Source organism: Pseudomonas sp. CFBP 8772, assembly GCF_014841665.1.
Taxonomy (GTDB): Bacteria; Pseudomonadota; Gammaproteobacteria; order Pseudomonadales; family Pseudomonadaceae; genus Aquipseudomonas; species Aquipseudomonas graminis_B.
On sequence record NZ_JACYUI010000007.1, the window covers coordinates 38,485 to 53,888 of the forward strand.

At 55.1% G+C, this 15,404-nt stretch carries 13 protein-coding genes; 9 read left to right on the plus strand and 4 right to left on the minus strand.

What is annotated here, in order from left to right; translation table 11 throughout:
- The first annotated feature begins 18 nt into the window (after positions 1-18).
- The 3 genes from IFT99_RS15450 to IFT99_RS15460 are packed head-to-tail and all read left to right on the plus strand — an operon-like array spanning position 19 to position 4,780.
- Entirely contained in the window at positions 19-1,251 is a 1,233-nt protein-coding gene (locus IFT99_RS15450; protein ID WP_192133307.1) for a site-specific integrase, read from the plus strand.
- On the plus strand, positions 1,248-2,810 hold the full coding sequence (locus tag IFT99_RS15455; protein WP_192133309.1) for a site-specific integrase: 1,563 nt from the start codon (positions 1,248-1,250) through the stop codon (positions 2,808-2,810). Before IFT99_RS15450 ends, IFT99_RS15455 begins: the two co-directional genes overlap by 4 nt.
- Positions 2,807-4,780: an integrase gene (locus tag IFT99_RS15460; protein ID WP_192133311.1), complete on the plus strand. Its 1,974-nt coding sequence runs from the start codon at positions 2,807-2,809 to the stop codon at positions 4,778-4,780. The genes IFT99_RS15455 and IFT99_RS15460 overlap by 4 nt, the downstream gene beginning before the upstream one ends.
- A gap of 607 nt (positions 4,781-5,387) precedes the next feature.
- Here IFT99_RS15460 and IFT99_RS15465 read toward each other — a convergent pair.
- Positions 5,388-5,663: a helix-turn-helix domain-containing protein gene (locus tag IFT99_RS15465; RefSeq protein WP_192133313.1), complete on the minus strand. Its 276-nt coding sequence runs from the start codon at positions 5,661-5,663 to the stop codon at positions 5,388-5,390.
- A 192-nt stretch (positions 5,664-5,855) separates the two neighbouring features.
- Positions 5,856-6,326, minus strand: coding sequence for a hypothetical protein (locus IFT99_RS15470; RefSeq protein ID WP_192133315.1), 471 nt, complete (start codon positions 6,324-6,326; stop codon positions 5,856-5,858).
- 183 nt (positions 6,327-6,509) lie between these two features.
- Here IFT99_RS15470 and IFT99_RS15475 point away from each other — a divergent pair, with 183 nt between their 5' ends.
- A complete protein-coding gene (locus IFT99_RS15475; RefSeq protein ID WP_192133317.1) occupies positions 6,510-7,283 on the plus strand; it encodes an SIR2 family NAD-dependent protein deacylase in 774 nt (257 codons plus the stop codon).
- A 295-nt stretch (positions 7,284-7,578) separates the two neighbouring features.
- On the opposite strand, the gene IFT99_RS26575 is transcribed toward IFT99_RS15475, so the two are convergent.
- Positions 7,579-7,869, minus strand: a complete 291-nt coding sequence (locus tag IFT99_RS26575) for a BPSL0761 family protein (RefSeq protein ID WP_342214627.1) — start codon at positions 7,867-7,869, stop codon at positions 7,579-7,581.
- A 245-nt stretch (positions 7,870-8,114) separates the two neighbouring features.
- On the minus strand, positions 8,115-8,708 hold the full coding sequence (locus IFT99_RS15480; protein ID WP_342214623.1) for a TetR/AcrR family transcriptional regulator: 594 nt from the start codon (positions 8,706-8,708) through the stop codon (positions 8,115-8,117).
- 72 nt (positions 8,709-8,780) lie between these two features.
- On the opposite strand from IFT99_RS15480, the gene bdcA reads away from it, so the two are divergent.
- The 5 genes from bdcA (at position 8,781) to IFT99_RS15505 (ending at position 15,356) form a co-directional block, all read left to right on the plus strand.
- Positions 8,781-9,494, plus strand: coding sequence for an SDR family oxidoreductase (bdcA, locus tag IFT99_RS15485; RefSeq protein ID WP_192133320.1), 714 nt, complete (start codon positions 8,781-8,783; stop codon positions 9,492-9,494).
- Between the two features lie 483 nt (positions 9,495-9,977).
- Positions 9,978-10,931, plus strand: coding sequence for a LysR family transcriptional regulator (locus IFT99_RS15490; protein WP_192133322.1), 954 nt, complete (start codon positions 9,978-9,980; stop codon positions 10,929-10,931).
- 660 nt (positions 10,932-11,591) lie between these two features.
- Entirely contained in the window at positions 11,592-12,503 is a 912-nt protein-coding gene (locus IFT99_RS15495; protein ID WP_192133324.1) for a dihydrodipicolinate synthase family protein, read from the plus strand.
- Positions 12,496-14,013: an aldehyde dehydrogenase gene (locus IFT99_RS15500; RefSeq protein WP_192133326.1), complete on the plus strand. Its 1,518-nt coding sequence runs from the start codon at positions 12,496-12,498 to the stop codon at positions 14,011-14,013. The genes IFT99_RS15495 and IFT99_RS15500 overlap by 8 nt, the downstream gene beginning before the upstream one ends.
- Positions 14,010-15,356 carry an NAD(P)/FAD-dependent oxidoreductase gene (locus tag IFT99_RS15505; RefSeq protein ID WP_192133328.1) on the plus strand — a complete coding sequence of 449 codons (1,347 nt, stop codon included), beginning with the start codon at positions 14,010-14,012 and terminating at the stop codon, positions 15,354-15,356. Before IFT99_RS15500 ends, IFT99_RS15505 begins: the two co-directional genes overlap by 4 nt.
- Positions 15,357-15,404 lie beyond the last annotated feature (48 nt).

Consider the following 15,404-nt stretch of genomic DNA (forward strand, 5'->3'; position numbering starts at 1 on the left):
TATTGTTTGGAGGCAGGTATGCTGCGCGCTCAACGGTTCGTGATGAAGTCAGGTGAGCGCTATGTTTCGTTGATTGATGAGCGCACCCGACTCCCCCATTACGCCTCCAATCTGTTCATTACCACCCAAGTGCGCAACGCCAGCCTCTCCTGTGCCGCCATGGTGGCCGCAGCTGGACACCTGACGATCCTGTACCGGTTCTTCGCCATCCGAAACATCGACTGGGCAGCGCGTTGCTCTTCTACGGAATTCCTGTACTCGCACGAAGTAGACGCCCTGCGGGACTTCATGTCGTACCGCTTTCGACAGTGGGACATCTGTACTGTCGAGCAGCAAATGTTCACGGTGGAAGAATTGCTAGCCTCACACGGCACAGTGCACAAGGATGTTCTGTACTCCCGGATGACGACTGCCAGTCGATACATTCTCTGGTTTGGGCGACGTTATTTCGATCACCTCAACCCAGAGCCTGAGGCGCTTAAAAATTTGTTTGAGCAAATCAAGGCATTGCGACCTAGCCATAGAGGACGCAACCAAGAATTGAACGACCGTGCTTTAGACGATCGGGAGAAAGCGTCGCTTAATCGACACGTCGAGGTAGGTGCTGCGGTGAATCCCTTCCACAGCCGTGTGCAGGAGAGAAACCGCCTTATAGTGACGATTGAGTCCGAGTTGGGCATCCGCGGCGGCGAACTGTTGAACATTCGGGTGTCCGACTGCAACTTTTCGACCAGCACGCTGCTCGTTGCTCGCAGGCCCGACCAGAAGGACGATCCCCGTCATTACCAGCCCCTAGTCAAAACCCGTGAACGTAGGTTGTCGGTGTCTAACGAGCTGATGGCAGAGATCCATAACTATATTCTCGGCCCCAGACGCGCCGTACGTAATGCCAGCCGGTGCCCCTATCTGTTTGTCACGCACAAAAATGGGCCCTCGGTCGGCCAACCGCTCTCCATCTCCGCTTATCAAAAAATGTGGGATGTTTTGCAGTCCATCGTTCCCGAGCTGCGGGCGGTCACAGGTCATCGCCTTCGGCACAGTTGGAACCACGCCTTTTCGACCGAAATGGACGCGCTGTCCAATCCTCCCTCTCCGGAAGAGCAAGAGCAGATACGGTCCCGTTGTATGGGTTGGAGGGAAGGGTCGGGAACGGCCAGTCGATACAACAAGCGATTCATCCAGGCTAAAGCCAACGAAGTTAGTTTGATGCTCCAGCGGACGTCACGTTCTAGAACCGGGGGAAAGGCATGAACAAGCGTCTTACAGAGCCTCAGCCTGGTTTCTCGGAGTCATTTAGCTCCTTTGACGGCTACCGCTGCAATTTCGCCGATGATTACTGGAAGCTGAATCGAAACACCACCATCTCCACCGGTGTGGTCCGGGGCTTACTTTCCCCTGAGAGCGAAGATGGGTTGCTGCGAACTTTAAAATTTTTCGTGATAAACGCGTCTGCTGGTCATGCGCAGAACATATTTATGCGTTACTACGCGCTTATTAAGTTTGGTGATGGCGAGCCCGTTAGTCCTAAATCAATAGCACGTTATCGTCAGACGCTAGAAGCAGATCATGAGTGGTACCTTGGCGCTATCCGAGTCTTGGTAAAACAATGGCACCGCCTGGGCTACCCAGGCTTGCACCCAGAGCTAAACAGCTTTCTGACGGACCTCGTGCTTCCGGCCAACCGCAAGGGGGAGGCGGTGAAGCAGTTGGATCCTGAAAAAGGACCGCTGTCGGATATTGAATTGCTGGGATTTAATGATGAGGTTGTGCAAGCCTACGAGGTGGGGAGGGTAAGCATCACGGAGGTGGCACTTTCTCTGCTGGCGAGCCATACCGGCAGTCGCCCCGTCCAGCTCACCAATACGCGACTGGTTGACCTATCGGAAGGCAGTAACGAGCAGGGTGACCGGTTCTTCTTCATTGCGGTACCGCGTGGCAAACAGCCCGGTCAGGCGTTCCGGCTTCTTTTTCGTAAAAGGGCCATCACTGAAGAACTCTTCACGATTCTGACCGCCCAGGCGGCCCATGTAAGGGCGACAGTGGCTGCGATATGGCGCTTTTCATTAAGCGAAAACATGGCTAGAGAATTGCCACTATTTCCGAACTGGAAGGCGATTAAGTCCATAGGCAGCGAGGCTGAGTTCGTGGCCATCGTGACGACCGATTGGCTTCATCTTAAAAGCGGATGGGTCTCGTTAATCCTCCGGAGACTAAGCGAGCAGATAGGTTTTAGATCCGAAAGAACCGGCCAGCCGCTCAACTTGTCCGCCAGGCGTTTCAGGTACACGGTGGGGACGCGGGCAGCTCGCGAAGGCTATGGACCTTTGGTCATCGCTGAGCTGCTCGATCATGCGGATACCCAGAACGTGGGGGTCTACACCCAGAATGTACCCGAGCACGCGGCTCAAATCGACCGGGCTGTAGCGTCCCAGTTGGCGCCATTCGCCCAGGCATTCGCCGGGGTGATCGTGAGTTCCAAGGCCGCAGCTGTTCGGGGAGATGACCCGCAAAGCGACGTTCGTTCCACCAGCGGTCGGGGAGCGGGAACTTGTGGGTCTTTTGGCTTCTGCGCCGCCAGTGTGCCCATTCCCTGCTACACCTGCATTCACTTTCAACCGTGGCTAAATGGTCCCCATCAGGAGGTGCTGTTCGAGCTGTTGAAAGAGCGTGAGCGGGTTGTGAGCGTGACCCATGACTTGACCATCGCTTCGGTGCTGGATCGCAGCATTCTGGCGGTCACCCAGGTGGTGGAGGCGTGTAATGCTCGAAAGACCACAGCGACCACTACAAGCGACGCGGTGGGCACATGATCGACACGTCACGCGTGGTTCCGTTCGTCTCGCGCAAGAATCTGACCGCATCGGTCAACGCCCAACGTTTCATCGACCATATGAAGGCCTGCTTCGTCGGGTCCGCGGACGCGTGGACGGCGGTGCGCTGGCCCGGAATAGGTTTTTCCAAGCTCGGATGCAAAAGTGTTCACATCCCCCGAGACATGGTCATGGATGTCGACTTCATGAACTTTGCGAAAGCCTATCTGATGCACCGCAGGATGGTGGATGCCCGCGCGCATATTGCACAGCACGGCATCATGTTTCGCTGCCTGGAGACCGCACTTGTCAACGCCCATGGTGCCGGACGTATTCATCTGTGCACCGTTGCAGACCTGGACGAAGCGGCACTCACTGCCTCCCAGCATTACTCCCGCGATACGGCTTATGCCACCGGGCTTTACCTGATGCAGATGGCAGAGTATTTGAGCAGCCACTTCCTATGTGGGCAGAATCTGAAGGATTGGGTGAGCCCGATGCCACGCCCGCTGGACATGAACAGCACCACGGGAAAGGAGGCCGAAGAGGCTCGGTCAAGGAAATTGCCAGGCGAAGCGGAATTGAATGCCATTGCTGAAGTGTTTGCCAATGATCCTCAGGATCCCAAGGACATTTTCACCACGTCGACGTTCGCCCTGCTGATGTGCGCGCCTTCTCGGGCCAACGAGGTCTTGGCCCTTCGCGCGGATGCCGAGGTGGCTGAAGTTGATAGAGACGGTCAGGTCAGGTATGGATGGCGGTTTTATTCCAGCAAGGGGTTTGCGGGCGATATCAAATGGATACCCTCGACAATGGAAAGCTTAGCCAGAGAAGCGTTCGGCAGAATGCTGAAATTGAGTAGTCCGGCCCGGGCGCTGGCTTCTTGGATGGAGGAGCATCCCAATGAGTTCTATCGGCATGAGAGGTGTCCACAGGTTCCGGAAGATCAGCCCTTAAGTTTGATTCAACTTGCGGCCGCACTCGGTCAAAAACTTGAAGATCCGAAAACGGCCGCAGCTTTTGTAGCAGCGCGAGGATTAAGGGTTGCGCAAGGTGCGTATACCCTGAAATCACTCGGGGATTTCTTGCGCGGTAAGCTTCCGCCCGATTTTCCATGGTTTGATAGAAAAAAGGGCGTGAAATACTCAAGTTGTATTTTTTCAATTTTGAAAAATCAACTTCATGCGAAAAGTCTCACCATGCCTGTGATGCTGCAGAAGGTGAAGGTCAGCACTGTGTGGGCAGATCTCGGGCCGCGCACGACCGTCATCAATCATCGCAGCGTGTTTGACAGGCATGGGTATCGGCATCCGACGGGTGAATGTTACAAGATGACTACCCATCAGCCCAGGCATTTGCTAAATACGATTGCCCAGCGAGGCGGTCTCAGCAATCTTGCCTTGGCGAAGTGGTCCGGGCGGGCGAATGTTAGCAGCAATCAGGTGTACAACCACGTCAGTGATGCCGAGGTTTTTGAAAAACTTCGGATGTTAAGAGCGGCGGATGAGAGCACTGGTTCGCTCAGCATGCACCATGTCGTCCAGTCACCCATTGATAGCGATGGTACGTTGATCTTTCGTGATGGCGCGGCGCATATCACTGAGTTTGGATACTGCGTGCATAATTTCGTGATAAGTCCCTGCACGAAATTTCGAGACTGCATCAACTGTACAGAGCAGATCTGTGTCAAGGGGCGTCAGCCGAATCGAGACCGTCTGATCGATCGTATGGAGAGGCTCAAGCGAGTGCTCGCATTGGCCACCGAAGGCGAAGGGGTAGGAGAGTATGGTGCCGACAAGTGGGTGACTCATCATATCAACTCAATAGAGAGAATTACAAGTTTGCTTGCGTTGATGGAGGATCCTGCGATTGAAAATGGTGCACTGATAAGGCTTCGAGGGAAAGATTTTAGCCAGTTGAACAGAGTGTTTCATCGACTTGGTGCCGATGACAGGCGGCAGGCAGACTGACAGATATGGCCAAACACTTATCCACGTCCAACGTCGCGGCGATTGTCAATGTTATCCATGGTTGGGAGGGTTCTCAGATCACTTGGGAGGGAATCTGTGCCGCTGTTGTTGACTTAGTGGGAAAGCGACCGAGCAGGCAGTCTCTGAACAGCCACCGGGAAATAGTGAGCGCCTATACGGCAAGGAAGTCCAAACTAAAAAACGCTGAGCCACTCATTGCAAAGCCGTCCAGTTTGACCACAGCGGCGCATCGGATTCGCAATCTTGAAAGTAAGGTCGCCGACTTGCAACTGCAGAACGCAGCCCTTTTGGAGTACCTAACGTTGCTCCAATATAACGCTTACAAACGCGGGATGACCGAAGGGGAGTTGACGATCCCGTTACCCAAAATAGATCGTGAACGAACGGCTGAGTAGCCTAGCCGCACTTGAGTTTAGCTGCGCTTTTCAAGGCATGTGATCCCTGGTCATGTTTTTTGATGCTGATTTGGTCAACGCTGGCCGCGTCACCCGCAGCGGTGCTTTCTAACTGCTTTGGCTTCTGGACGCTTCGCGAACCTGCGCGGCGTTTAGGCTAACAGTGCGGGGCCAGTTTTTTATTGAGCAAGCTATGATTCGGCTATTTCTTTAAGTTCTTGCTCGACTCTCGCCAAAAGCTGCTGGCTATCTTCCGGCCCTAGATTGGCGTAGACCGCTGTGATCAACGTCAGCGGGTGAATACCCAAGCCTTTTGCAATCGATGCCATTTTGGGCAGCGTAGGAGCTTTAAGACCGCTCTCCAGTTCGCTGAGATATCCCTGATTGACGCCCACCGCGCCCTGCGAAAGACCTTTTCCCAATCTGATGGCTCTAAGTGTTATGCCGAATGATTCCTGGAGTTCCATTTGCCTGCCCGCAAAAGGAACGATAAAGCCCGGACTAGACAGAAATCTCTATACGCTATAGCAATATTGATCTTTTTCTTTTTAAAACGGCTTTCAGCAGCACTGGATTGATTCCGCATTAGCAGCTATTTAAGGTGGCCCAGCATTTGAGCGCTTCTCAGAAACGCAGCCCGGCTTGGGTACTAAAATCAATCATCGTTTCCACAGCGCCGCGAGCATGTGGTTGTCTTGGGCAATCTCCAAGTGGGCCGCATACAAAGGGGTATGATCCAATAGTTGCTGTGTTGAAAAGAGAATCCGGCCTTTCTTTCGACGGCGCAGATCTAGGTCGCCCAGCTTGTAGCTTGCGACCGCAGTCTTGTAAACGACAGCATTGTCATTGGTGTCCATGCCGCTGAACGCCACAACGCTCTCAAGCTCCTCTAAGGTCCAGAAAGCCCGCCCGCTGATCGATGGCGGGCACAGCATATGAACGTGTCTGATCGAAACATTGGTTGCGGTCAGCATGTAATGGCGCAACTCGTAGGCGCATCCGAGTATCGCTGCGCGGTCGGCTTGGCGCGTTGTAAGTGAGCGGATGGTTGCAATAAAGCATAGGCCGTCGATCTCTCCGTGGGTCCAGGTGCGGGTCTTATCTTGCTCGGGGTCGAAAACTAGAATCACTGAACACCCCATTCGAGTTTTTGCTGCATTGGTAGTTATGCAATGCTATATGCTATAGCAATTCTTAAAAAAGAGTATTTTTTGTTTGCTCATGCGGTGTTGTCGATTCTGCGTTTGCCTGCACTGCAAATGCTTACAGGCCGCCTCTTCAACGTGAGGCGGCACGGCTCAAGAAGGTGTTAGATGGAGCGTTTACATCTGGCCGTAGAAGCGCTAGTGAGCGCCCGGAGTATTGTCTGCTTTTCGGGAGCAGGCATTTCTGCTGAGAGTGGCATTCCTACCTATCGGGATACGTTGACGGGATTATGGGCTCGCTATGATCCGGCGGAGTTGGAGACCGCGAACGCATTTCGCCGCAATCCCAAGCTGGTCTGGGGATGGTACCTGTGGCGCAGGCAACAGGCGGCCAACGCGCTACCCAACGCAGCCCACTGCGCATTGCAGAGACTCGAATGCCTAGGCTATAACGTGCCTGTCATCACACAAAACATCGATGATCTTCACGAGCGGGCAGGTTCCTCATGTGTGCATCATCTCCATGGGACCTTGGCCACGCCCAAATGCTTCGCCTGCCATCGGCCGGCAGCAAAGTTTCCAGTCGAAATGGTCATTCCCGCGGAGGGAATACTGGTTGAGCCCCCCAGGTGTGGGCACTGTGGGGGTAAAGTTCGCCCTGGTGTGGTCTGGTATGGAGAGAACCTCTCCTCGGAGCTATGGAGAACCGCGGTGTTGTTGGTCAAAAACTGTGACGTCCTCATATCGGTGGGGACTTCAGGAACCGTCACGCCCGCCGCGAATCTTCTAGAGATTGCGCAACAGGGCGGGGCAACCGTCATACACATCAACATTGTGGATGTCGGGACGAACGAGCCCCGCGAGATAGTGCTGGTTGGTGAGGCAACCAAGGTCCTTACGCAACTGGTAACACTGTTACTTCAAAAGGTATGCCCATCATGACAACGCCCTTGGAAGGAACGCAGCATCTTCGAACCTACTGGGTTCCCCACCAAGCTCGCCCAATACATCCTCTGCCAAACTCAGTTCAGCACGAGACAAACGATTGTTTCGCCACCATCCGCGCCCGCTAGACATCTGGCGCGTTGGTCGGCGCGAACTGTGCACGCAGAAGGAAACGCAGCTCCATGGCCCGTCGTCATGCAGTTGGTAAAAGGTGGGTGCCGCTCGCGGAGATACCGACAGGGTGGATGATAAGCCTTCATGCACAGCCTTATCCTTTGACAGTCCGGTACCGCTAGGGCTTTATATCCGCAGTAAACATAGGGTGATAACCGTTGATGGCCAATTCGCGCCTAGGATCTCCGGGTTCTGCTCCTTGAATAATGTCATCCATCTTGCCCACGTGTAAGACAAACGACGACTCAGGGTAATGCCGCAGGAGCCGCTTCGCTTCAATACGGTACTCCTCAGGGATAACGGGGCATTTTGATAACTCTCGCAAAAACGCTTCTGTTTGGATAACACATCGGGTGCGTTCACTCGGTATAGTCATTAAGCCTCCCACTTGTTGATGTTTTATTGCCATCAATAAATGGCCAAGACCACGATTATGACTGAAGGACTGACAAGGTCCAAGTCGTTTAGATACCGCATTCCCTGAGTTCTTTTGATAGCTCACTCCGCAATTTCAGAAGTCCAACTGGCAACATGGGGAGGCAGCTATGGGTCGATTGGAGACACGCTCAGCGGCCGCGGGCTATTGGCTATGAAGTGAGTATTGTCGGCATCGGGCTGTCTCTTCCTGGCAGCTGCAGAACTACCGCGTCCTCCTCACATTTCAGCTGGCATAGCTTGGGCGAGCGCAACGCTGGCAAGTTGTGCGGTGGCCAGGAGACGATCTAGGCTTTGTCCGTGACACGCGCTGGCTGAAAGGCCAGCCATCGTGGTGCTGACGTAATCTGCTAGCCGGTCCGCCTCCTGCGGGTAGCGCTCGGCAATGATGTTTTTGATCACACCCTGTGCAGCGACATGGAAGGTGCAAGCTGCCTCGCGCGCTTCCATGTTGTTGCATCGAGTCCCCTCCAGCACCATACAGCCAGTGGCCGAAGGATCGGCAGCGTAGGCGCGCGCGGCTTGCTCCAAGACCTGCGCAAGCGAGACAGCCAGCGGCCGGCTCGTTCCGAGTATTTCCGATAACGGTATAGCTCCGGTCAGGGCATACTGCTCAAGTACCCTTCTGTACAACTGCGCTTTGCTGCCAAATGCCGCGTAAAAGCTCGGCGGATTGATCCCAAAGGCTTTGGTGAGGTCGGCGACGCTTACGTCGTCATAGCCTCTTGCGTGGAACAAGCTCTGGGCGGTAGCAATAGCCTGATCAGGGTCGAACCGGCGAGGACGCCCACGTGCGGGTTTATCTGTAGTCACTATTACAAGATCCTTTGACAGGGTGGCCGTTGATAAATGTAACATGCGCTACATTAATCAAGAGGTACATTCATGTCGAATTTCAAGAAAAAGTCAGTTCTGGTGCTTGGCGGAAGCCGTGGAATTGGTGCAGCTATCGTCAGGCGTTTCGCCTCCGATGGCGCCAAAGAAGCTTTTACTTACTCAGGTTCGCCGGAAGCGGCACATTCACTGGCTACCGAAACCGGCGCCAGTGCTTACTTAACAGGCAGTGCCAACCGTAACGCAGTCATCGCTCGTGTTCGCGACAGCGGTCCATTGGACATACTGATCGTAAATTCTGGCATCGCCATCTTCGGCGACGCACTCGAGCAGGATCCGGACGCGATTGATCGGCTGTTCCGCATCAATGTGCAAGCGCCTTACCATGCCTCGGTGGAGGCGGCGCGACAGATGCTTCAAGGCGGTCGGATTATCGTGATCGGTTCGGTGAATGGTGACCGAATGCCTATTCCCGGCATGGCGTCCTACGCGTTGAGTAAATCCGCGCTTCAAGGAATGGCCCGTGGGCTGTCCCGTGATTTCGGCCCGCGTGGAATTACGATAAATATTGTGCAGCCAGGGCCCATCGATACTGAAGCCAATCCACCGAACGGTCCCATGAAAGACCTTATGCACAGCTTCATGGCGAACAAAAGGCACGGTCGTTCTGAAGAGGTAGCGGGAATGGTGGCCTGGTTAGCCGGTCCGGAAGCAGGTTTTGTTACCGGCGCAATGCACGCCATTGACGGGGCCTTCGGCGCCTGACATGCAGCCGGGCAGGTTCAAATGCCCGGCCTACTATGCGCTCAGCCTCCACAGGAGCAAGCGAGATGCTGATTTGCTGGTATGGTGTTAGCAGTCCTGATAACTGCTTTCGACCCAAAGCAGCATTCGCCAACAGCGGCAGTTGGGCGAAGCTGTGGTGCATACCATTGTAGGCTGCACCACCACCTGATTGCTCAGGCGAAGCTAGGTGCAGCTAGCAAAGTCTTCGACTCACTAGCCCACGCCCTTACTCAGCACTCCAGCGAACAACCTGCGGCGCGCTAATGGATTAATGCCCAAGCCTAACCCGACCTGTCCAAGCCTCTACCATCTAGCACAACCAACCCGTGCTAAGGATCCACTGCTGCGATAACCGCAACCGAGCTGACCTGCATCGCGTTGTACCGTCATGCTGAATCAGACGCAGGCTGGGACAGTTCCCGTTATCCTGTGGGGCGCTCAAATGGGGTCTTACATTAAGTTATGGTCAAGCACATCGATCCGGATATGACACTCTTGAAAATGCCGTCCCTCAAGGCGGTTAAATCATTTGTCGCGGCCGCCAAATACCAGAGTTTCACGCGCGCTGCAGAGGCGCTTTGCGTTACGCAGGCTGCGATCAGCAGGCAGATTCGCGAGTTGGAGACATATCTGGGGGTGAGCCTCTTCATGCGGGTGGGGCGCGCAGTAGAACTGACGGAAGCGGGGGCCATATTTTTCGATGCGGCGCAGATGTCCTTCGTCAACATCTCACAGGCCGCCGAACGCATCCGCACCCACAACGCTGGCAAGCGCGTGCTGACGCTGTGCTGTTCTCCGGCCTTCTCGGCATTATGGCTTTCAGCCAAACTGCCCACCTTTTTCAGCCAGAACCCGCACATTGATCTCAACCTGATCACGACTCAGAATTTTCTATCGATGGAGCCTGGCATTCGTCCTGACATCTTCATTACCAAGATGGCACGGGTTCAGGAAGGCTATCGTAGCTATCCGCTGTTCCATGACGTGATCTATCCGGTGTGTACACCGCGATACCGAGATGCCCATCCCGAATTGTCGAGCCTGGAAGGGTTGCGCGATTGCGTGCTGCTCAATCTCAGCCCCTACGGCCGCTCGCAAGTGGCGGAGCATGTAGACTGGAATGTCTGGCTTGCGTTTCACAACATCAATCTTGACGACCGCCCCCATACCAGCGCTCACGTGCTAAACGCCAATGACTATAACCTCGTCATCAGCATGGTTTTGACCCATCAAGGTGTCTCCCTAGGCTGGAATCATCTGGTGAGTACGTTGATCGAAGAGGGCGTTCTAGTGCGTCCGGTGAAAGAAGAAGTTGTGCTCAGGGAAAGTCAGCATTACCTGACGTGCAGGGAGGACCGTGAAGGCGACGAGGCCTGCTGCCGGCTTAGGGACTGGATTCTCTCCCAGTTCCAGTGATTAATTCCGGGCCACATTTAGGCCACACCGTCGCCGGTGAGCTGCGACGTCTATCCGCAGCAACGGCCGAGGCAAAAAAACGATAACTTTTTGTTATGCATTGCTCAGCGTAAATGTTTCTTGTTGGCAGCCGCCTCTGACACGTAGTCTTCACACAAGCCGCCAGTAGTCCTCGGCCCCGTGCAAGAGGATTCGAGACGTGCAAAAGCCGACGGGAACATCCCATACGTGCTGAAAATAAGAAACCGTCGTCACTGCCAATGGGGATAGATACGGTCAAAACTATGTTTATTAAAGCTATTGCTCATCTGCCCGTGTCGAACAGATTTTGCCTGACGAAAAGGCGTTGTACCGACGAAAATATTTCATTTATTCAGTTCGCGCTGCCGTTTGGTCGATGCTTGTCGTTCCGGCTTGAAATCAGCAGCAATGAGCAATGAATAAATAGTTAAAGCTTAGCAGTCAGGATCCATTCGAGCCTACTCGCTGATTTAGCAGCAGGTCTGTGGCTGGACAAAATCTATATAAAGTCGGGGTCGTTCCCGATGTAGGCGATGTGAAGACAGTTCAGGTCTTCGGGCAGGTACACATTGCCTATTATTTATTGCTCGTTTTCGTTGGTTAAAACGTAAAGGCTCTTTCTAATCGGAGAATATCGTCTTGAAATTCGAAGGCATCTATACACCGGCAGTTACGCCGCATGCCCCCGGCGGGGAAATCGACTGGGACGTCTTCTCTGGGGTTTTGGAATCCCTGATCGAAGCTAAAGTGCATGGCATCATCATTGGCGGTTCCACCGGAGAATATTATGCGCAGACCGGCGAAGAGCGTCTGAAACTTGCTGCCCATGCCAAGGAAGTGATTGGCTCACGAGCGCAACTGATCATCGGCACTGGCGCTATTCGGACCGAAGATGCGGTGCTGTTTGCTGAAGATGCCAAACGAATCAAGGCCGACGCCATTCTGGTCACAACCCCGCCTTACGCGCTTCCTACCGACCAGGAAAATGCCATCCACGCGTTGACCATCGACCGCGCGGCGAACATGCCGATCATGTTGTACAACTACCCCGGCCGCATGGGCGTGCAAATGAATGAGGCGTACCTTGCGCGCGTGGGTAAATCCAAAAACGTAAAGGCTATCAAAGAAAGTTCTGGCGATATGGGCCGCGTGCACTTGCTCGCTCGGGAATTCCCCCATATCGCCTTATCATGCGGCTGGGACGACCAAGCACTGGAATTCTTCGCGTGGGGCGCAAGAAGTTGGGTATGTGCCGGCTCCAACTTCCTGCCAAGAGAACACGTTGCGTTATATGAAGCGTGTGTAGTCGAGAAAGACTTCGACAAGGGCCGTCAGATCATGTCCGCCATGATGCCGCTGATGAACGCATTGGACGGCGGTAAGTTCGTACAGTGCATAAAGTTCGGGTGCGAACTGAACGGACTCAACGTCGGCGACGTGCGTGCGCCACTGCGTCCTCTCAACTCAGAAGAAAAACGCAGCCTGCAGAGCGTCATCACTACCGTTAAACGCACCGTTGCCTATGTCACCTCGGGAGCCAACAATGCATGATCTTCTAACTGCGGCCGAATATGCCGCCATCGCCAAGTCGATGTCGTTTCCGAATACAGCATTCATCAATGGCGCCTTCAAACCTGCCATTTCCGGCAACACATTTTCTACCCTTAATCCGGCCACCGGCCATCTGCTGACCGAGGTGTCGGCCTGCGGGTCTGAAGACGTCGACTGTGCCGTCAGCAAGGCTAAAGAAGCGTTCGAAGATGGTCGCTGGAGATTGTTGCCTCCCGGCGAACGCAAAGCGGTGTTGCTCAAGTTCGCCAAACTATTGGAAAACAACCGACACGAACTGGCGGTACTGGAGAGCCTGGACAGCGGCAAGCCCGTACGCGAATGCCAATTGGTAGATGTGCCTGACACCATCCATACGCTACGTTGGCACGCCGAAGTCATCGATAAGCTGTACGACCACACCGCCCCGGTGGGCAGCGACGCCCTGACCATGGTCGTGCGCGAGCCGATCGGCGTCGTCGGATGCGTATTACCGTGGAACTTTCCGCTTTTGATGCTGGCGTGGAAGATCGGCCCGGCGCTGGCATCCGGCTGCTCCGTGATCGTCAAACCTGCCGAGCAGACTTCCCTGACTACCTTGCGTGTCGCCGAGCTGGCGTTCGAGGCTGGGGTTCCTGCAGGCGTACTGAACATCGTGACCGGGACCGGCAAAGACGTCGGAGAACCTATCGGGCTGCACAAAGACGTCGATATGGTGAGCTTCACGGGCTCTACTGCAACCGGCCGCCGTTTCTTGCATTACTCCGCCGATTCCAACCTCAAGCGTGTAGTCCTGGAGTGCGGTGGCAAGAACCCGGCAGTGGTGATGGATGACGCCGAGGATCTAGACCTCGTTGCCGAGCAAGTGGTCAATGGCGCTTTCTGGAACATGGGAGAAAACTGTTCAGCGACTTCGCGTCTGCTGGTCCACGCCTCGGTGAAGGACGACCTGCTTGAGCGCATGGGGGCTTATATCCGAGAGTGGAAAATGGGCGACCCCCTCGACCCGCATAATCGCGTGGGGGCGCTGGTCAGCAGCGACCATTTTGCCAAAGTGAAGTCGTATTTGGATTACGCCAGTGCTGGCAATCTGCAGGCCGTATACGGGGGCGACACTCAGAACGGCGCGTTTATCCAGCCTACGGTAATCGACGGCGTGGACCGCGACAGCCGTCTGTTTCAGGAAGAAATCTTCGGCCCGGTGCTCTCGGTTACCACCTTCAGCTCGATTTCCGAAGCCATCGCGCTGGCTAATGACACGCACTATGGCCTGGCCGCTTCGGTGTACACCGGTAGCCTGCGCAGGGCCATCAAACTGGCCCGGGAGATCCGCGCCGGCATCGTGACCGTGAACTGCTTTGGCGAGGGCGATGCTTCAACTCCGTTTGGCGGTTACAAGGAGTCCGGTTTTGGGGGGCGCGATAAATCGGTATTCGCCCATGACCAGTACACCGAAATCAAGACCATCTGGATCGATGTATCCGATCGGTCGGTTGACGAGACCGTAAAATGAGCGAGCACACCATCAAGCGCTTACCGGTGGATACCGGTGTTTCAGGCTGGGAGGCGATTTCCACGCGTTCTGCTCCTGTGCGAATGCTTGATGGGAGCGTATCGGCAGACTGGCTGGTCATCGGAGCGGGGTTTGCCGGCATGTCGGCGGCGCGTCGGCTGTCGCAACTCCGTCCCAATGACAGCATCGTGGTCGTCGATGCCCATGAAATTGCCAAAGGCCCGGCAGGGCGCAATTCGGGCTTCATGATCGACGTGCCCCATAGTCTTTCTTCAGGTGAGTACTCGGTGGCCGGCGAGTCTGCCACTGCGCTAGAGATTGCGCAGAACCGGTTTGCCATCAGCTTTGCCGCTCAGGCTGCAGCCGAGTACGGCATGTCGCCGCAGACGTTCGACCCCTCCGGGAAGATCAACGCGGCGGCCACCGAGCGCGGCTTGAAGCTGAACCTCAACTACGCGAAGTCGCTGGCGGGAATCGGTGAGCGGTACGAACTGTTCGATGCCAGACAAATGCTCGAAATAACCGGTACCCATTACTATCGCGGGGGGCTGTATACGCCCGGCGCTGTAATGATCCAACCCGCTCAGTACATTCGTGATCTTGCGCAAGGGCTCGGCGAGAAGATCAGTCTCTACGAGCGCTCGCCGATTATTAGTCTGTCCCGGTCAGGCCCAGACTGGGTCGCCAAATCTCACAACGGTCGCGTCTCGGCGCCGAAGGTGATTCTGGCGGTTAACGGTCACATTGAAGACTTCGGCCATTTCGAGGGGCGACTGCTGCACGTCTTTACCTACGCATCCATGACGGCCGGGTTCAGCCACGCCGAGTTCAAGCGCAACGTGACCGGCCACGACCGTTGGGCGTTGTTGCCTGCCGATCCCATGGGCGCAACGATGCGAAAAGTCACCGTGAACGGGCTGTCGCGCATTGTCATTCGAACTAAGTTCACCTACGACCCAAATATCACGGTGACGCCTATGCGTGTCGCAGCAGTTGCCGAAGAGCAGCGCCATTCCCTAGATGCCCGCTTTCCAGAGCTCAAGTCGACGCCGATCGAGTTCAGTTGGGCAGGGCGCCTTTGCCTCAGCCGCAACAGCGCACCCGCGTTCGGCGAGGTGGAAGAAAATCTCTACGCTGCTTGTTGTGAGAACGGGCTGGGGACAGTGAAGAGTACGTTGGCTGGGGTGATGGCGGCAGAGTTGGCCACAGGCACCCAGTCTGAATTTTTGCAGCGCTATAGTCAGGCGCCTGGGCCGAGCAAGCTGCCACCCAAGTTGTTGACCCAATTGGGGGTCAGCTCCGTCATCCGCTGGCAAGCGCTCCGGGCCGGCCGGGAAGGTTGAAAAGCGATCGCAATACTGAGTTTCGAAAACACCCATAACCAGTTTCTA